This window comes from Acidovorax sp. Root217 (genome assembly GCF_001428645.1).
Taxonomy (GTDB): Bacteria; Pseudomonadota; Gammaproteobacteria; order Burkholderiales; family Burkholderiaceae_C; genus Acidovorax.
In genome coordinates this window covers 228-17415 of record NZ_LMIH01000001.1, presented here as the reverse complement: position 1 = coordinate 17415, position 17188 = coordinate 228, and the positions used below count along the sequence as shown (strand labels likewise).

The 17188-nt window shown below is 67.4% G+C and carries 20 protein-coding genes; 8 read left to right on the top strand and 12 right to left on the bottom strand.

Annotated features, from left to right (window positions below; all coding sequences use genetic code 11):
- Positions 1 to 90: 90 nt before the first annotated feature.
- From ASE31_RS00100 to ASE31_RS00075, 6 genes are all read right to left on the bottom strand, one after another.
- Complete coding sequence (locus tag ASE31_RS00100) at positions 91 to 747, bottom strand: alpha/beta hydrolase (RefSeq protein ID WP_057199508.1); 657 nt, start codon at positions 745 to 747, stop codon at positions 91 to 93.
- Positions 748 to 794: 47 nt separating this feature from the next.
- The gene (locus tag ASE31_RS00095; protein WP_057199507.1) at positions 795 to 1622 is read right to left on the bottom strand and encodes a class III extradiol ring-cleavage dioxygenase; all 828 of its coding nucleotides are present in this window, start codon (positions 1620 to 1622) and stop codon (positions 795 to 797) included.
- Positions 1623 to 1766: 144 nt separating this feature from the next.
- Positions 1767 to 2231, bottom strand: a complete 465-nt coding sequence (gene arfB / locus ASE31_RS00090) for an alternative ribosome rescue aminoacyl-tRNA hydrolase ArfB (RefSeq protein WP_369819425.1) — start codon at positions 2229 to 2231, stop codon at positions 1767 to 1769.
- Positions 2232 to 2286: 55 nt separating this feature from the next.
- Positions 2287 to 3213: an alpha/beta fold hydrolase gene (locus ASE31_RS00085; protein WP_057199506.1), complete on the bottom strand. Its 927-nt coding sequence runs from the start codon at positions 3211 to 3213 to the stop codon at positions 2287 to 2289.
- Entirely contained in the window at positions 3213 to 3671 is a 459-nt protein-coding gene (gene aroQ, locus ASE31_RS00080; RefSeq protein WP_057199505.1) for a type II 3-dehydroquinate dehydratase, read from the bottom strand. The genes ASE31_RS00085 and aroQ overlap by 1 nt, the downstream gene beginning before the upstream one ends.
- 199 nt (positions 3672 to 3870) lie before the next feature.
- Positions 3871 to 4233: a hypothetical protein gene (locus ASE31_RS00075; RefSeq protein ID WP_057199504.1), complete on the bottom strand. Its 363-nt coding sequence runs from the start codon at positions 4231 to 4233 to the stop codon at positions 3871 to 3873.
- A gap of 333 nt (positions 4234 to 4566) precedes the next feature.
- Between ASE31_RS00075 and ASE31_RS00070 the strand changes: the two genes are divergently transcribed.
- From ASE31_RS00070 to ASE31_RS00050, 5 genes are all read left to right on the top strand, one after another.
- On the top strand, positions 4567 to 6390 hold the full coding sequence (locus ASE31_RS00070; protein ID WP_057199503.1) for a glutamine--tRNA ligase/YqeY domain fusion protein: 1824 nt from the start codon (positions 4567 to 4569) through the stop codon (positions 6388 to 6390).
- A gap of 83 nt (positions 6391 to 6473) precedes the next feature.
- Positions 6474 to 7016 (top strand): zeta toxin family protein, encoded by a 543-nt coding sequence (locus ASE31_RS00065; protein ID WP_057199502.1) that lies wholly within the window; start codon positions 6474 to 6476, stop codon positions 7014 to 7016.
- Complete coding sequence (locus ASE31_RS00060) at positions 7013 to 7222, top strand: hypothetical protein (protein WP_057199501.1); 210 nt, start codon at positions 7013 to 7015, stop codon at positions 7220 to 7222. Before ASE31_RS00065 ends, ASE31_RS00060 begins: the two co-directional genes overlap by 4 nt.
- A gap of 115 nt (positions 7223 to 7337) precedes the next feature.
- Positions 7338 to 7760, top strand: a complete 423-nt coding sequence (locus ASE31_RS00055; RefSeq protein WP_057199500.1) for a nuclear transport factor 2 family protein — start codon at positions 7338 to 7340, stop codon at positions 7758 to 7760.
- 84 nt (positions 7761 to 7844) lie between these two features.
- Positions 7845 to 8165, top strand: coding sequence for a DUF2322 family protein (locus tag ASE31_RS00050; RefSeq protein ID WP_057199499.1), 321 nt, complete (start codon positions 7845 to 7847; stop codon positions 8163 to 8165).
- Positions 8166 to 8212: 47 nt separating this feature from the next.
- Here ASE31_RS00050 and ASE31_RS00045 read toward each other — a convergent pair whose 3' ends face one another.
- The 4 genes from ASE31_RS00045 to ASE31_RS00030 all read right to left on the bottom strand — a co-directional run bounded on the left by ASE31_RS00045 (position 8213) and on the right by ASE31_RS00030 (position 12798).
- Positions 8213 to 8995, bottom strand: coding sequence for a transporter substrate-binding domain-containing protein (locus ASE31_RS00045; protein WP_157412261.1), 783 nt, complete (start codon positions 8993 to 8995; stop codon positions 8213 to 8215).
- Positions 8996 to 9161: 166 nt separating this feature from the next.
- Positions 9162 to 10634 (bottom strand): DUF3488 domain-containing protein, encoded by a 1473-nt coding sequence (locus ASE31_RS00040; protein ID WP_057199498.1) that lies wholly within the window; start codon positions 10632 to 10634, stop codon positions 9162 to 9164.
- A complete protein-coding gene (locus ASE31_RS00035) occupies positions 10631 to 11824 on the bottom strand; it encodes a DUF58 domain-containing protein (protein ID WP_057199497.1) in 1194 nt (397 codons plus the stop codon). Before ASE31_RS00035 ends, ASE31_RS00040 begins: the two co-directional genes overlap by 4 nt.
- A gap of 8 nt (positions 11825 to 11832) precedes the next feature.
- On the bottom strand, positions 11833 to 12798 hold the full coding sequence (locus ASE31_RS00030) for a MoxR family ATPase (RefSeq protein WP_057199496.1): 966 nt from the start codon (positions 12796 to 12798) through the stop codon (positions 11833 to 11835).
- Between the two features lie 168 nt (positions 12799 to 12966).
- Here ASE31_RS00030 and ASE31_RS00025 point away from each other — a divergent pair, with 168 nt between their 5' ends.
- Positions 12967 to 13218, top strand: a complete 252-nt coding sequence (locus tag ASE31_RS00025; RefSeq protein WP_057199495.1) for a hypothetical protein — start codon at positions 12967 to 12969, stop codon at positions 13216 to 13218.
- A gap of 64 nt (positions 13219 to 13282) precedes the next feature.
- Here the strand turns inward: ASE31_RS00025 and ASE31_RS00020 are convergent, their stop codons facing one another.
- Positions 13283 to 14311, bottom strand: a complete 1029-nt coding sequence (locus ASE31_RS00020) for a hypothetical protein (protein ID WP_235514156.1) — start codon at positions 14309 to 14311, stop codon at positions 13283 to 13285.
- 196 nt (positions 14312 to 14507) lie between these two features.
- Positions 14508 to 15800, bottom strand: a complete 1293-nt coding sequence (locus tag ASE31_RS00015; protein WP_057199493.1) for a phosphatidylserine/phosphatidylglycerophosphate/cardiolipin synthase family protein — start codon at positions 15798 to 15800, stop codon at positions 14508 to 14510.
- Positions 15801 to 15970: 170 nt separating this feature from the next.
- Here ASE31_RS00015 and ASE31_RS00010 point away from each other — a divergent pair, with 170 nt between their 5' ends.
- Together ASE31_RS00010 and ASE31_RS00005 are read left to right on the top strand one after the other, a co-directional pair.
- Positions 15971 to 16837 (top strand): peptidoglycan DD-metalloendopeptidase family protein, encoded by an 867-nt coding sequence (locus tag ASE31_RS00010; RefSeq protein WP_082603943.1) that lies wholly within the window; start codon positions 15971 to 15973, stop codon positions 16835 to 16837.
- A gap of 11 nt (positions 16838 to 16848) precedes the next feature.
- Positions 16849 to 17046 (top strand): hypothetical protein, encoded by a 198-nt coding sequence (locus ASE31_RS00005; protein WP_057199589.1) that lies wholly within the window; start codon positions 16849 to 16851, stop codon positions 17044 to 17046.
- Positions 17047 to 17188: the final 142 nt, after the last annotated feature.

Below are 17188 nucleotides of genomic sequence, written 5' to 3'. Positions count from 1 at the left end.
AACCCTTTAGGTTCCGGCAAGACGTAACGCCCTGTTTTCGTCATGGGCACGCTGCACGCAAGCAACAGCGTGCCCAGACGCGGGAGATTCCTACAAGGACTGCAACCAGTCCACCGTAGCGGCCAGCTCGGCCGGGCGGATCTCGTGCATGCCCGGGAACTCGCGGTAGCTCAGGGTGACGGGCAGCTGCGCGAAATGCTCGCGGATGGCATGGGCCTGCACCAACGGGATCACGTTGTCCTGCGTGCCATGGCTCACCCACAGCTGCTTGCCCTGCAGCGCAGCGGCCGGCGCGGCGGCTGGCAGCACCTGGGGCAACAGCCGGCTGTGCCACACCATCGCGGCCTGCAGCAGCGCGGGCTGGGTGAGCAGCAGCGACAGCGACATGATGCCGCCCTGGCTGAACCCGCCCACCACCACGCGGCTGGCCGGCACACCCAGTTGCGATGCAGCGGCCTCCACCGCCTGCGCCACCAGCGCGCGGCTTTGCAGCTCCTGCGGCTCGTTGATGGTGCGGTCGCCATTGGGCGCCACCGAAAACTCGAACCAGGCGTTGGCCCCCGGCCCCATGCGGAACGGCGCGCGCAGGCTCAGCACATGGAAGCGCCCGGGCACATGCGGCGCCAGGCCGAACAGGTCCTGCTCATTGCTGCCCACGCCGTGCATCAGCACCAGCAGCCAGGGCTCGGTGGTGCCGGCGGCGGCGGGGCGGTGCAGGTAGGTCAGCGGCAGTTGAGGTGTAGTCATGAATCTTGATGTTGAAAGGGTGCCAGCAGAAGAGGTTTGTTCGCCGCTCAGTGTGCAGCAGGTTGCAAGGCAAATGCGTCCATCGACAACATGCTGTACATCACCTCGCGGCTCAGGTACTGCGCCTGCAGGTCATCGCCGGCCGCACCCAGCGCGAAAAAAATGGGCAGGAAGTGGTCTTCCGTCGGGTGAGCGCGCGCCGCATGCGGCGCCTGGCTGCGGTAGTCGAGCAGCGCCTGCATGTCACCGCGGGCCAGCGCATCCTCGATCCAGCGGCTGAACTCCAGCACATAGGGCGCGGGCTCGCGCACGCCGCCAAAGAACTCGGACAGGTTGTGCGTCATGCTGCCCGAACCCACCACCAGCACGCCCTGGCTGCGCAGCCCGCGCAGCGCCGCACCCAGCGCAAACACCTCGGCAGGGCCTGCGCCCGCCGGCAGGGCCACCTGCACCACCGGCAGGTCGGCGTCGGGGAACAAATGCATCAGCGGCACCCAGGCGCCATGGTCGAAGGGCCGCGCGGCATCGCCCCGCGCGGCCACGCCGGCCGCCTGCAGCAAGCCCAGCACCTCCTGCGCCAGCGCGGGCGAGCCCGGGGCCGGGTACTGCAGTTGGTACAGCGCCTGCGGAAAACCGCCAAAGTCATGCCAGGTGGCCGGCTGCGGCCCCGTCATCACCTGCGGGCTGCGCGCCATCCAGTGCGGCGACATGATCACCACACCGCGCAGCCCGGGAAACTGCGCCCGCAGCCCCTGCCCCCACTGCGTGAGCGCAGGGCCGGTGGTGCCGGCATCGATGGCGAACATTGGCGCGCCGTGCGATACGAACAGGGCGGGGACCTGGGTTGAGGAAAGGGCTTGGGTGGTTGCGGACATTGTGGGCGTACTTTCTCTAGCGTCTGAGAGGTACTGTAGAACTTGCAGTGATCGCAACCAAGCCCCTGGAGTCAAACTGATTGTTGCATTTTTAAGGTCAATCAAGCCCCTTGAAGCACGCACCTCCAAGACACGTAGACCCGCTCAATCCACCACCCGCCCCCGTAACGCCTTCGTCTCACTCCGCTGACTCTTCCCCTCCAGCCGCCGCTGCTTCGACCCATATGTCGGCTTGGTCGCCCGCCGCACCCGCGGCGGCGCAGCCACGGTGTTGACCAGGGCGTTCAGCCGCTCGATCGCATCGCTGCGGTTCTGCTCCTGGCTGCGGTACTGCTGGGCCTTGATGACGACCACGCCGTCTTGCGTGATGCGCGAATCGCGCAGGGCCAGCAGGCGCTCCTTCACGCCTTCGGACAGGGACGACGCGGCGATGGGAAAGCGCAGGTGCACGGCGCTCGATACCTTGTTGACGTTCTGCCCGCCCGCGCCCTGGGCGCGCATGGCGGTGATCTCGACCTCGCGCTCGTCGACCTGCAGCACGGCGACTTGGCCGTTGACGCGAGGGGCCTCCTGCGGCGGGCGGGGTGGGCGTGGCGCTGCCTCGGGCAAGGCAGCTGCTACGGCAGGCGCCAATGGCTTGGGATCGAGCGGAGTGTCTGCCATGTCAGCCCCTTCTACCCGCTGCGCCATCCGCCAGCGCTGCCAGCAGGGCCTGCAAGAAAACCTCGGGCCGCTCGAACTGCACCCAGTGCCCGGCATCGGCCACCAGGGCCATGCCCCGAAAATCCGGCACGGCGGCGGCATATGCAGCCTCCAGCTCGGCCATGAAGCCCTGGTACAGCGCGTCGGCTTCGCCGTAGATCACGTGCACCGGGCAGGTCACCTGCGGCAGCGAGCGGGCCAGGATGTCGGTGCGCGCCAGGCGGCGGCGCGTCATGCGGTCGCGCACCACATTGCCCACATGCACTTCGAGCGCCAGGCCTTCGACCAGGGCTGCATCGCGCAGCATCAGCACGGCCAGGTTGTAGCGGTGCATGTCGAGCTGCTCAGCGGGCGGCAGGTGGCGCCAGCCTTTCAGGCGCACAGGCCGTTCGGCCACCACGCCCATGGCGGGGGCACCCACCACCACCAGTTGGCGCGCCAGTTCGGGGTGGGCCGCCAGCGCGAGCCCTGCGGTAAGCCCGCCAAACGAAAAACCGACCAGGTCCACCGGCCGGGGGCCAAACAGCGCGCGCAGGCCCTCGGCCATGGGCTCGACCAGGGCATCGGCATCGCCGCCCTCGGGCGGGGTGGCCGAATCGCCAAAGCCCGGCAGGTCGGGTATCCAGATCTGGCGGCCAGCGACCACCAGGGGCTCGATGTTGCGCACCCAGTGCGTCCAACTGCCGCTGCCGCCGTGCAGCAGCACCAGCGGCGGTACATCACCTTGGGCCTCGCCCCAGCTGTGCCACACCATGTCACCACTGCCGCAGGGCGTGGTGTGGCGCCGGGCCAGCGCCCGCAGGCGGTCGATCTCGGGGGAAGGCAGGCGGGCGACCTCGCGCGCAGCGGCTGCGGGGGTCGCCTGGTCCTCGTCGTCCCCAGCGGTCATCACATGCCCGCCAGGCCGTCGATGGCCAGCGCATAGCCGCGCACGCCAAAGCCGCACATCACGGCCTTGGCCGCTGCGGCGATGTAGGAGTGGTGGCGGAAGGCTTCGCGGGCGTGCACATTGCTGATGTGCAGCTCGATCAACGTGATGGCCGTGCCCTTGGTGGCATCGTGCAGGGCCACGCTGGTGTGCGTGTAGGCACCGGCATTGAGCACCACGCCGGCCAGCTCGCCAGCAGCGTGCAGGCGGCCGGCCTCGTGGATCCAGTCCACCAGCGCGCCTTCATGGTTGCTCTGGTGAAAACGCAGCGCAAAACCGTGGCGCTCACAGGCCTCAACGCACATCTGCTCCACATCGGCCAGGGTGTGCGCGCCGTACACGGCGGGTTCGCGCGTGCCCAGCAGGTTCAGGTTGGGGCCATTCAGGACAAAGACGGTTTTCTTCTGGGCAGACGACATGGTGCAGCAGCTCTCCGGGCGTTGGGATGGGCTTGCCGACCATATGCCAGGCAAGCCGTGGTGGAAGCGCCAAAAACTCTTCCTGCCAACGCGGGATTATGCGGTGCCCGCCACCGCCGCCCCAAGCACCCAGGCGTACCACACAGGGTGGCAGCGCCGGGTCCGGGCGAAGCCCTTTCAGGGCCTCGTCAAGCCGGGATCAGCGGTCCCAGCGACCACGACCGCCGTGGCCGTGGTGGTGATGGCCGTAGCCACCGCCGCGGTAGTAGTAGGCCGGGGGTGGGGGCGGCGCATAGTACACAGGCGCTGGGGGCGCATAGTAAACGGGGGGCGCAGCCTGGTACACCGGGCGCGGTGCGTAGTACACGGGCGCTGGGGCCGAGTACACGGGTGCGGAATACACCGGGTAGCCGTTGCCCACGCCCACCACCACACCTGGCGAACTCAGGCCTATCGACCAGTTGACATCGCTGCGGGCCTGGGCGGAGCCGGCGGCTGCAAAGAGCGCCAGGGCCACACCAGCGGCGGCGGCCATGGACTGGATAGAACGGGTTTTCGTCATGTAAATCTCCTGGTAGTGGAGGCGGCACCCTTGGTTGGGATTCGCCTCACTGGTACTCAACGCACCAGATGTCCGAAAGGATGGCACGAAACACCATCTTTATTGTTTCTTTACGTACACGTGAGTGCGCACTCCTGCGCAATAGTTCACACCAAAACGTTTCAGCGTAGGGGCCGGCAGGCTGTTGCAGGCGCCCACAGACCATTTTTGGGGGACCCGTGGAGTTACAAATCGGGCACAGAGGGCCCAGGCTGCAGCGTGCAGCCAGCCCCCTGGCGCCCCTGGCCGCGCTGCACCGCAGCAAGCGGCCCGGCCTGCCCATAAAATGGCCCCATGACCACGTCCACCCCAGCCAACACCCCTGCCGCAGCCCCCGAAGCGGCCCCTGAGACCGCCAAGACGAGCAACTTCCTGCGCCAGATCATCGAGAGCGACCTCGACAAGGGCACCTATGCCAGCCGCCAATGGGGTGGCACGCCGGGCGATGCTGCACACCACGCCAAGGGCCAGCCCGACCCGGCCAAGATCCGCACGCGCTTCCCGCCCGAACCCAATGGCTACCTGCACATTGGCCACGCCAAGAGCATTTGTATCAATTTTGGCCTGGCGCGCGACTACGGCGGCGTGTGCCACCTGCGCTTTGACGACACCAACCCCGAAAAAGAAGACACCGAGTACGTCAACAGCATCATCGATGCCGTCAAATGGCTGGGCTTTGACTGGAACGGCAGCCCCAACGCCGCGCCCTACCAGGCCAGCGACTACTTCGGCTTCATGTACCGCGCCGCCGAAATCCTGATCGAGGCCGGCCACGCCTACGTGGACGAGCAGACCGTGGAGCAGATGCGCGCCAACCGCGGCGACTTCGGCAAACCGGGCGTCGACAGCCCCTTCCGCGCCCGCACGCCGGCCGAAAACCTGAAGCGCTTTCGCGAAATGCGCGATGGCGAGCACGAAGACGGGTCCATGGTGCTGCGCGCCAAGATCGACATGGCCAGCCCCAACATCAACATGCGCGACCCGGCGATCTACCGCATCCGCCGCGCAACGCACCACAACACCGGCGATACCTGGTGCATCTACCCGATGTACACCTATGCCCACCCCATAGAGGATGCGCTGGAGCAGATCACCCACAGCCTGTGCACGCTGGAGTTCGAAGACCAGCGCCCGTTTTACGACTGGCTGCTGGAGCGCCTCACCGAAGGTGGTCTGCTGGGCAACCCGCCCCCGCGCCAGTACGAGTTCTCGCGCCTGAACCTCACCTACGTGATCACCAGCAAGCGCAAGCTCGCCCAGCTGGTGTACGACCATAAGGTGAGCGGCTGGGACGACCCGCGCATGCCCACCATCGTTGGCCTGCGCCGGCGCGGCTACACGCCCGAATCGCTGCAGGTGTTTGCCGATCGCATCGGCGTGACCAAGAGCGACAGCTGGATCGACTACAGCACCCTGGAAGGCTGCCTGCGCGAAGACCTGGAGCTCAAGGCCTTCCGCGGCATGGCCGTGCTCAACCCCGTCAAGCTGGTGCTCACCAACTGGGACGAGGTCATGGGCGCAGGCCACCTGGAGCCCTGCACCCTGCCCTCGCTGCCCCACCCGCCCGAAGGCGTGGAAAGCCCCGAGCGCCACTTCACCATCGGCAAAGAGGTGTGGATCGAGCGCGAAGATTTTGAAGAAGTGCCCCCCAAGGGCTACAAGCGCCTGTTCCCCGGCAACAAAGTGCGCCTCAAGGGCGGCTACGTCATCGAGTGCACCGGCTGCGCCAAGGATGCCGACGGCAAGATCACCGAAGTGCTGGCCACCGTGGTGCCAGACACCAAGAGCGGTACCCCCGGCGCCGACAGCGTCAAGGTCAAGGCCGCCATCACCTGGGTGGGCGTGGCCGACGGCGTGAATGCCGAAGTGCGCATGTACGACCGCCTGTTCCTCGAAGCCCAGCCCGACGCGGGTGGCAAGGACTTCATCGAAGGCCTGAACCCGAGCAGCCTGAAGACGGTGACCGCCATCGTGGAACCCTCGCTGGCCAACGCGATGCCGGACGACAAGTTCCAGTTTGAACGCCACGGCTACTTCGTTGCCGACCGGCTGGACCACGAGCCGGGCAAGCCGGTGTTCAATCTGGCGGTGGGGTTGAAGGATTCGTGGGGGAAATAAGCTTCACCTAGACAAAGGCGCCATGGGCGCCTTTGTGCTTTTGAGGCACCATGGTCTTGACGCCACGGAGGCACAATCCATCTGTGACCGACCACTCCACCACCGAAGCACGGCCCCGTGCCATCATCATTGCCGGGCCCAATGGCGCGGGCAAAACGACGTTCGCGCGCGAGTTCCTGCCGATGGAGGCTCGATGCCCTGCATTTGTCAATGCGGACCTGATCGCGGCGGGCCTGTCGCCCTTTGCACCTGAGGCAGCCGCCCTCAAGGCGGGGCGCATCATGCTGGCGGAAATCGACGACCATGTGACCCACCGGCGCAGCTTTGCGCTGGAAACCACCCTGTCCGGCCGCATCTATGCCACCAAGATCCGACATTGGCGCAATCTGGGCTACCGGGTGATCCTCATTTTCCTTCAACTGCCCAGTGCGGACATGGCCATCGAGCGGGTGCGCTTGCGGGTGTCGCAGGGCGGGCATAACATCCCTGACGAGGTCGTGAAGCGGCGGTTTGATGCGGGGTTGTTCCATCTGACCCACACCTACCAGCCCATCGTCGGTGCCTGGTTTCTTTATGACAACCAGCACCGCCAGCCTTCGTTGCTGGACCAAGGAACCAATCCATGAGCACACCGACTGTCGACAGTCTCGCCCCAACCGATGACCTGGCCCAGGCTGCATTGGCGGCGCTTGCCAGGGCAGGCCTGCGTGCAGCAGAAGACGCGCGCAAGGCAAACACCCATATGGTGATCACTGTGGAGGGCAAGGTGCAGCACGTCAGCCCAGAGGAGTACGTCAGCCTGCGCCAAGCCCCGCAAAAGGCCCCCGCGTGATGGCGGAGTGCCCACTGTCAGCCCTTCCCTACCCCACGCTTCGCACTCAGCCGATACCGGCCTGACCACGCCAGCGGCACCATGGCCCCTTGTTAATGAAACAACGGAGGTCCCTATGCCTACGACAACCGCACCTCGCCAGACGCTCATCGATCTGGAAACCCGATTCTGGCAAGCCATGGTCGACGAGAACGTCGGTGCCGCCACCGAGCTGCTGGCCGAGCCCGCCATGATGGTCAGCAGCCACGGTGCGCTCCAATTCGACCGCGCCATGTACGGCAAGATGGCCAAGGAAGGCCCGATGGTGGTCACCGCCTTTGAGTTCAGCGACATGCAGGTGGTGTTCCCGACCGAAGCGATGGGCATCCTGACCTACCGCGTGAAGCAGGGCGTGGCGCCGCGCGGCGATAAGGCAAAGAGCATCGAACAGGTGATGCACGACAGCTCCACCTGGATCCAGGCCGAAGGGCGCTGGCAGTGCGTGATGCACACCGAGACGCCGGTGGACGACTCCATGAAGGCACCAACCAAGCACTGAGGAAGGCGCGGGGGTTTTAAGATCGGCGGTCTTTTCCAACCAAGCGCAGGCGGGCCATGCTCGCCTCGATCTTTGTCTATCCTCATGAACTTCGCCGCACGCCTCCAGCAACTCCCCTCCGCCTCCCACCTCGCCGCCCTGCAATTGCTGGGCGCCGATGGCGAGGTGCTTGCCACCATCGAGAACAAGCCCGGCCAGACCGGTTCGCTGGTGGTGTATGCCGCGCTGGCTGCGCTGTATGGCGGCAGCATCACGCCGGCAGCGGCGCGGCTGGGGTTGGAGTGGTATGGCGAGCATGTGGCCGATGCCAAGGCCTTTCCGGGCAAACACCCCAACATCGACCGCCTGCTGGGCTGGGCCGAGGGCAGCGAGAGCTATCGCGCCCAGGTGATTGCCCAGGCCTGATGGCACGGCACACCGGGCTTTAGCGAGCCCGGTGAATCAGCGGCTTACTACTTCAGCCACTTGTCCGAGGCACCTTTCAGGATGCCCCGGCTGTCGATCTGGCCCCAGACGAAGTTCATCACGCGGGTGTAGTCCGCATCGTCCTTGGGCAGCATGAAGCCCAGGTAGCTCTTGGGCGTGAGCGGTGCGTCGATGAAGGCGGCGAAGAGGCGCGGGTCGGCCTTGCTGTAGACCAGGGCTTCATAGGTCTCGGTGATCATCACGTCGCCCTTGCCTTCGGCGATGAGCGCGGGGATCTCGGCGTTCTTATCGTGCGTGCTCACCTGTGCGGTCTTGAGGTTCTGCAGCACGAAGGTTTCGTTGGTGCCGCCGGGGTTCTTGATCACGCGCACAGTGGGCTTGTTGAGGTCGTCCACGGTGGTGTACTTGGCCTTGTCGGCCGAGCGCACCAGGGCCACCTTGCCGAAGGGCGCGTAGCCCGGCAGCATTTCGATCAAACGGATGCGCGCCACGTTGCGCGTGATGCCGCCCACGGCGATGTCAAACTGGTCGGATTGCAGGTCGGCCATGAGCTTGGGCCAGGAGGTCTGCACGTACTCGATCTTCACGCCCAGTTCCTTGGCCATGGCTTCGATCACGTCGATGTCGTGGCCAGAAAGACCTGCGTCGGTCTTGATGGCAAACGGGCGGTAGTCGCCTGGGGTGCCTACGCGCAGCACCTTGGTTTCCATGATCTTGTCCAGGCGCGGGCCGGCCTGGGCGGTGTGGCTCAGGGCAAAGGTGGCGACCACGGCGGTCACGGCCACGGCAAGTAGTTTCTTGGCGATCATTTCAGGGCACTCCGAAAGGGGAAGGTAGAGGGTACGGCTGTGTGCTACCGCCACCGTCTGCGCGGGCGGTTCGCAACAAAAGGATACAGCAGCAGGCACTGCATGCAGAGTTCGTGCCCGCCTGCCGGCCGGCACCGCGCGCGGTGCAAGTCCGTCAACGAGTCCGTCAGCGGCTGAGCTCGGGCATTGCCCCGTTCATGACCTCGGCCGCGCCCAGCACGTCCTCCCGCAGGCGCAGGGCGCGCGCTCGCGTGGCAGGCACGCCGCCGAAGCGCGTGGCGCAGTAGGTTTCCAGAGCACGCTGCGTCCACTGGTGGGCCAGCGGTGCCAGGCCGGGTGCAGACGACCAGTGTTCGCGCACGGACTGGCCGGGCAGCGGCAGGTGGCGGCGGGCACGCAAGCACCAGGTCAGGGCGCGTGCCGACACCTGCATCGACCGCTCGGGAAACCAGCGCGACAGGCCCCATGCCACGGCTAGTGCCAGGCGGGGCGCCCAGCGGTAGCGGTAGCGCCACAGCAGCCAGGCCGCCAGCGCCATGGCCAGCAGCACCAGCGGGTTGCCTACACCGGCTTCACCACCCGATGGCGGCGCGGCCTGCGGGTCACCCGGCTCCCCCGTGCCACCAGAGCCCCCGGGTGACGAGGCAGACGGCCCACTGCCGCGCAACCAGTTGCGCAGCGCCTGGGCTGCGTCAAGCGCGCCGTTGATGGTGCCGCGCTGCCACTGCGGTGCAAACGGGTCGCGGCCGGCATCGCGCATGCCGTCGAGCATGCGGTCCCACGGCGAAGGCGGCGGGCCAGGCCGGGGCCGCGACTGGCCAGGGCGCGCAGCGCCGCCCCAACCACCACCCTGGTTGCCCGCACTGCCGTTGCCCGCGCTACCGCCCGGCCCCCCGGCGCGTTGCTCACCGCGGCCGTCGGCCTGGTTGCCGAAAGGCGGCTCGTACAGGCCCGGCACGTCGCCACCGGGCAGAAAGCCAAAGCCCAGCACCGGAGGCCGCGGCACGAACAGGAACAGGCAGGCCGCAATCACGCACGACACGGCGACAAAGCCCGTGGTCATGGACAACTGGGTCCAGCGCGAGAGGTCCACGCCTTCGGCATGCAGCCAGGCCAGCGCCAGCGCGCCGAACAGCCACGCAGGGCCCAGGTAGAACCACAGGCTCCAGTCGGCGGCATAGTGCGTGGTGGTCAGAAAGCAGACGGTGAAGACCACCGTCATCGTGAAGTACAGGTCGCGCCGCGTACGCAATTGGGCGGCACGCGCGCCCATGACGACCATCAGCACCAGGCAGACCCAGCGGGCAAACGGGTACAGCAGAAAGCCCGGGAGCAGCGCGAGCACGACACCCACCAGGGCCATGCCCCGCCACAGCCCGCGGCCCGCGCCTTCGCCACCACGCCGGTTGAGCACGCCCGCGCCGAAGCCCAGCACCGCCCACGCCAGCCACAGCGCACAGAACACGCCAAAGGCCATGCGGCCACGGTCCACGTACGAGAACGCAAAGCCGGTAAACAGGTAGCACAGGCCGGCAAAAACGATGGTGCCGCTGCTGCGCAGCGGTGGGGATGGCGGCTCTTGCGGGGGCACTTTGCGCGCCTTGCGGGCGGCGGTGGCGTGGGGTGCCGGCTGTTTCATGGCGCCTCCTGCAGCACCGTGGCCACGCCGGCCTGCGCTGCCACCGCACGCAACTGCTCCGCGTTGGCCCGGTGCGTGAGGGCGCCTTTGGGCCCCAGGGCAATGCAGGCCACCACCGTGCATGGCAGGCGCGCGAGTTCAGCCAGCGCTGCCTGCATATCTGCCACGGCCAGGTCACCCGGCACGACCAGGGCGATCTGCTCGCCCGCGCGGGCGTCGGCGGCCACGCGGGCACAGGCCTGGCGCAGTTGTTCGGGGCTGCTGGGCAGGGCCGAGGCCAGGGCCTGGCGCAGCAGCGCTGCATCCTGCACGGGGGGCCTGTCCTTGGCCTCGCCATCGGCCGCCGGGTAGTGCACGACCTTGGCGCCCTGGGCCAGCGCCGCATCGCACACGCCGGCCGCCAGGCGGATGGCCTGCTCGCCCGCACTGCGCGGGTCGCCCAGGGCAGGCGCCCCGGGTGCATGCACCACAAGGCGCAGGGCCAGCGCGCCCATCTGCTGGAAATGCTGAATCACCAGTTCGCCCACGCGGGCCGATGCGCGCCAGCTGACCCGGCCCACTGATTCACCCTGCTGGTATTCACGCAGCAGGCCCAGCTCGAACGACTGGCCCGTGTGGCGCGTGGCCAGGGTGCCCGAGGCGTCGGGCGACACGCTCCACGGCAGTGGCCAGTGCACGGCCTGGGGGAGGGGCAGCACGTGCACGGCAATGCCCGTGTGCTGCTGCGGCATGCTGCGCCGCGCCTGCAGCAGCCCCAGCGGAAAGCCGCTGGCCAGCCGCACCGCCACCAGCCGGTAGTGGCCCCGGCAAGAAAAGCGCGCCAGACGCCCGAGCACCGGGGCGGCGCCCTTGCGGATGACCGGCACGGTCTGGCGCAGCACCATGCGGTGGCCGGCCCATTCCCATTCGGTCTCCACATCGACCATGAAGGCGGGCCAGCGCACGCTGCGCTCCACCACCAGGCCCAGGTCGCAGGCAGCACCCTCCTGCACCTCTGCCACGCCGTCGTTCTTCAAGCGAACGGACATGCCGCGCAGCGACAGCCAGGGCAGTACGAAGCCCAGCACCGTGAGGGTGGTGAGGAACAAAAACATGCCGTAGACCATGGGGTCGCGGCGGTTGAGCGCGGCCAGCAGCAGCGTGCCGCAGAACGCGATGAGCACGCGCGAGCGGGTGAGCAGGCGTTCCATGCCGGGGCTCAGACCGGCGTGCGCTGGAGCATCAGGATCGCCTGGACGATGTCGGCCGCATCCTTGGCCTGGGCGCCCTGCCCCTGCTCGATGATGCGGTGTGCCAGCACCGGCGCGGCCACCTCGCGCACCACGGCCGGGTCCACGTAGCTGCGCCCGCGGATGCAGCTGAGCGCGCGCGCCATGCGCGCCAGGCCCAGCGTGCCGCGTGGGCTGGCGCCGAAGCGGATGTCGACGTGTTTGCGCGTGGACCCCACAATGGCCGCAATGAACTGCGCCACCTCGGGGGTGATGGACACCTCGTGCGCCGCCGCCACCAGCCGCTCGAAATCGCCAGCCCCGCACACCGGCTGCAGCCGGCTGATGGGGTGCGCGTACTGCTGGCTCTGGATCAGCCCCGCCTCGGTCGCCGCATCAGGGTAGCCCAGCGACAGGCGGATCAAAAACCGGTCGAGCTGCGCCTCGGGCAGCGGGTAGGTGCCCGCCATGTCGATGGGGTTCTGCGTGGCCAGCACGGCGAACGGGGCCGGCAGCGGCAGGGTCTGCCCGTCCAGCGTGATCTGCCCCTCTTCCATGCATTCGAGCAGGGCCGACTGGGCGCGCGGGTTGGCGCGGTTGATCTCGTCGGCCAGCACGATGTTGGCGAACACCGGGCCGGGGCGCAGGGTGAACGAGCCATCCTTGGGGTTGTAGACCGGCCCGCCCACGATGTCGGATGGCATGAGGTCGGCCGTGAACTGGATGCGCTTGAACGACAGCCCCACCGACACCGCCAGCGCGCGCGCCAGCATGGTCTTGCCCAGGCCGGGCACGTCCTCGATCAGCAGGTGCCCACCGGCCACGATGGCGGCGAGCGCCAGCTCCACCTGCTGGTGCTTGCCCTGCAGGACTTTTTCGACATTGTGGATGATGGCCTGCGCCGTGCGCGCGTGCGGCTGCTGTGCGGCGTCTGCGGCCGTTTGTGTGAGATCCAACGAACTTCCCCTCTTGTAGGTCGAAAATTCTAAGGGGCAGCCCCCAGAGGTCCAAGCCCCATATTGCGCAGGGGAATGCCTGCCCGCAGTCGACCCATCCAACCCCCGTCACCGCACGCCGGGCCGAATGCGGTTACCCTGCCCGCATTCACCAACAGAGAACACACCATGACCAAAAAACTCAAAGTCACCATCGAAGTCGAAATGTCCGTCCCCGAGGACTGGTCGCTGGTCGAAACCTCCGAAGGCACGCCCGTGCTGAGCCTGCCGGATGGCCGCTTCATGGACATCGCCATCGAGCCCCTGTTCGCCACCGACCCCGAAGAGCTGTGGAGCAGCCCCGAGGATGACGACGCGCTGCACGAAGTGCTCGACATGGTGGACAGCGAAGCCGTGACCTACGAGTTCGTCACGCATTGATGTACTCCGTGGCGCCGCGCGCTGCCTCCGCTCGATGGAGGTCGCGCTGCGGCGGCATGGCAATTCAATACAGGCTGTAGTGGTAGTCGTAGCTGCGCAGCCACAGGCGCGGCTTGCGCGGCCCGTCGAAATGCAGCTGCAGCAGGTTGGCGCGCGGGTTGGCGGTGTCCACCACGAGTTCGTCGTCGGCCTCGGGCGAGTCCAGATCCGATAGCGCAAAGCGCTGGAGCACATGGGTCAGCGCGGCCTCGGTGGTCTTGGGGCGGTAGTCGTCATCGAGCAGCAGCTCGGGCTTGGCGATGTGATCCTGGTGCAGCCAGTACCACACGCCTTCATTGGGCGTGCCGGGCCGGGCACCGGGATTGCCCTTGTCGCCCCAGGTGCTGGGCGGCTCGCCGGGCGTGGCGCCCGCCGGGTCCCACGCCAGGGCGCCCAGCCCATCCCCCACCTCGACGAACACGGCCAGGCTGCGGTCGTAGCGGGCGCGCACTGCGGGCGAAAGGATCTTGTCGAGCCCATCCGCACCGGTGCGCTTGTAGCCCCAATCGCCCAGCAGCAAATCGGTGACCTTGCCCATCTGGGCGGCCGGCAGGAAGTTGGAGTCACCGATCTGGATCTGCCAGTCGCCCAGTACCTTCACCAACGGGGGCAGCGGCACGCCCATGGCTTTCTCCAGGTCCGCGAAGGCGGCCTTGGCAGGCTTCTTCTTGGCACCGCCGTCGCCGGGCTCGATGGAGATGCTGTCTTCCAGCTTCTTGGCCAGGCCACGGATGCGCTCGATCCAGGGCTTGCCCTGGTCGTACAGCGGGGCCGAGAAAGCCGCCATGTCGCGCACCTTCCAACTCTTGTCGAACGCTGAGGCCTTGCCGCCGATGGTGACAGTGCCCTTGAGACGCACGCGCTTGAGGCCCGCAGGCAGCGCGAACACCAACGCGGGCGGCTTCTTGAGCCCCGGATGCGTGGCCTTGTGGTCGAGTTGCGCAACCACCTTGCCATCGACGATCACGTCGGCCGCCACGCTGTCGCCCACTTCGATCCAGGGGTGAATGCCAGCCCTGCCTGCAGTAGCACCATCCGCCGCAGAAGCGGCCATACCGGGAACACCCGCCATCAGAGCCCCGAGCCAGCCAGATAGTCCCGCCAGAATGCTTCGCCGCTGCGCCATGAAAATCCCTCTTCCCTATTGTTTGACGGCGGGATTGTAGGAAAGCGTAACGCCCTGCACGCCTACAGCCACCCCGAGAAAGTAACCAGCTGTGAATGAAATGTCATGACCTGGGCGAAGATGCCTACAGCTGCGACTCCAGCAACGCCGCCAACCGCTCGGCCAGCCTTTCCTTGAGCGGGCGCTTCAGCCACTCCTCGTAGGTCACGCGCCGTGACTTTGCCAGGTCCTCCTCGAACACGCGCGTCTGGCGCTCGGCGAACGCAGCGTCGTAGACATTGAGGTTGGCCTCGTCGTTGAGGCGAAACGAGCGGTTGTCGAAATTGGTGGAGCCGACCGACACCATGCGCTGGTCCACGATCATGACCTTGCAGTGGTACATGCTGGGCTGGTACTCGTAGATCTCGGCCCCGGCCTCCAGCAGCGGGCCCCAGGTGGCGCGCGACGCGGCCTTGACGGTCTCGGTGTCGGTGTGCGGCCCGGGCGTGATGAGGCGCACACGCACGCCGCGCTTCAAGGCATCGAGCATGAGCTGGCGCGTGAGGTCGTCGGGCACGAAGTACGCCACCGACAGGTCCAGGCTGCGCTCGGCCGCGGTGACGGCCATGTGGTACATCAGCTGCATGCTCTCGCTGCCGCTCGACGGCGAACTCGAGAACATCTGGGCGCGCTGGGTGCCACCCGAGGCGATGGGTGCAATCGCCGGAAAGTACGCATCCCCGTGCACCACCTTGCCCGTGACCTTGAGCCAGTTGTCCAGAAACGTGGCCTGCATCTGCGCCACGGCGGGCCCGCGCACCTGGTAGTGCGAATCGCGCCAGTGGTCGGGGTCCTGGCCATTGCCGGTCCACTCCGGGGCGATGCCCACGCCGCCGGTGAAGCCGACCTGCCCGTCCACCACCAGCAGCTTGCGGTGGGTGCGGTTGTTCAGGCGCGCCAGGTTGTACCAGTGCGGCTTGTGGAATTTTTCGACGAGCACGCCGGCCTCCTTCATCTCGGCCAGGTAGCTCTCCTCCATCTTGGCGCTGCCCACCCAGTCGAGCAGCACATGCACCGCCACACCCGCGCGGGCGCGCTCGGCCAGCGCGTCGGCAAACTGCTTGCCGATGTCGCCGGACCAGTAGATGTAGGTCTCGAAGGTCACGCTCTTTTGCGCCGAGCGGATGGCCGCGAGCATGGGCGGAAAGATCTGGTCGCCGTTGATCAGCTCCTTGACCTCATTGCCGGGGAGGATGCCCGGGCCCAGCAGGCTGCCCATGGCACGCTCGAACTGCGGGCTGGCGCTGGTGTACAGGCGCGGTATCTGGTGCTGCACCTTTTTCTCGCCGGCCGTGAAGTTCAGGGCAAAGAGCACCAGCGCGGCCGTGGCCACGAAGGTGAGCAAGACGATGCGCAGGGTGCGACCTGTTTTTTTCATGGCGCGATTGTGGGTGGGGGCCTGGCGGGCCGATGTAGGCCGACTTCGTTTCAAAGGCCCGGCACAATGGCGGCCTGCTTCGCCGTCTACCCGCCATCGATTTGCCCAAGGTCCGAACTTCCGTGCCCCATTCCATCCGCAACGCCATCCTCCCTGCCGAGACCTCTTCCATGAACCGCCGCACCGCGTTGCTGGGCGCAGCCAGCGGCCTGCTGGCCCTGCATGCGCCCGCGCTGCACGCCAAGGCACCGCCCGCCCCCACGCTGTGGCCGCAGCCGCTGCAGGTACCGGGCGGCGTGGCCCGCCTGTCGCTCGGCCCAGCGGCCAAGCGGCCGGCAGCGCATGCGGGCGATGTGCCGGTGCTGGTGCTGGGCGATGCCATCGAATGGACGGCCATCGTCGGCATACCGCTGGCCGCCACACCGGGCCCTGCGCACATCACCGTGCAGCCGGCCGGCGGCGGTGCGCCCCGGCAGGTGGCCTATACCGTGTCGCCCAAGAAGTACAAGGAGCAGCACCTCACCGTATCGCCGCGCACGGTGGACCTGTCGTCCGAGGACCAGGCACGCTACGAGCGCGAGCGCGACCACCAGGCCCTGGTGATGGCCACCTTCACCGAGCAGCCCGCAGGCGTGGCCCTGGATTCGCTGCGCATGCGCGTGCCGGTGCCGGGGCGCCGCTCCAGCTCGTTCGGGCTGCGCCGGGTGTTCAACGGCCAGGCGCGCAATCCGCACAGCGGGATGGACATCGCCGCGCCCACGGGCACGCCGATCCTCTCGCCCCTGCCAGCGCGCGTGATCGACACGGGTGAGTATTTCTTCAACGGCGGCACCGTGTGGCTGGACCATGGCCGGGGCCTGCTCTCCATGGTCTGCCACCTGAGCGCCGTCGACGTCAAAGTGGGCGACGTGCTGGCCGCCGGCCAGCGCCTGGGCGCCGTGGGCGCCACCGGCCGCGTGACCGGGCCGCACCTGCACTGGGGTGTGATGCTCAACCGCGCCATGGTGGACCCGGCCCTGTTCGTGCCGCAGGCGTGATGGCCAGCGACATGGCATTTCGCACAGGCCGCGCACTGGTATCTGCCGTCTTGGCACTGTGCTGCACAGGCTGCGCCGTGGTGGCTGTGGCTGATGCGGCGGTGAGCGTGGCGGCCACCACGGTGAAGGTGGGGGCCAAGGTGGTTGGGGCTACGGTGGATGTGGGGGCTGCTGGTGTGAAGGCGGTAACGGGCGGCAGCAGTGATTGACGCGCCGCCTTGCGTGCATCCTGCAGGCGGCGTTTGATTGCAATGGCCTATGGCTGTGTGCATGACCTGCAGGTCAGGGCCGGCGCCAAGCGGTTCTGCGGTTCTGGTGGGATGGGTGCTGCATGCCTGCGTTGAGGGCGGG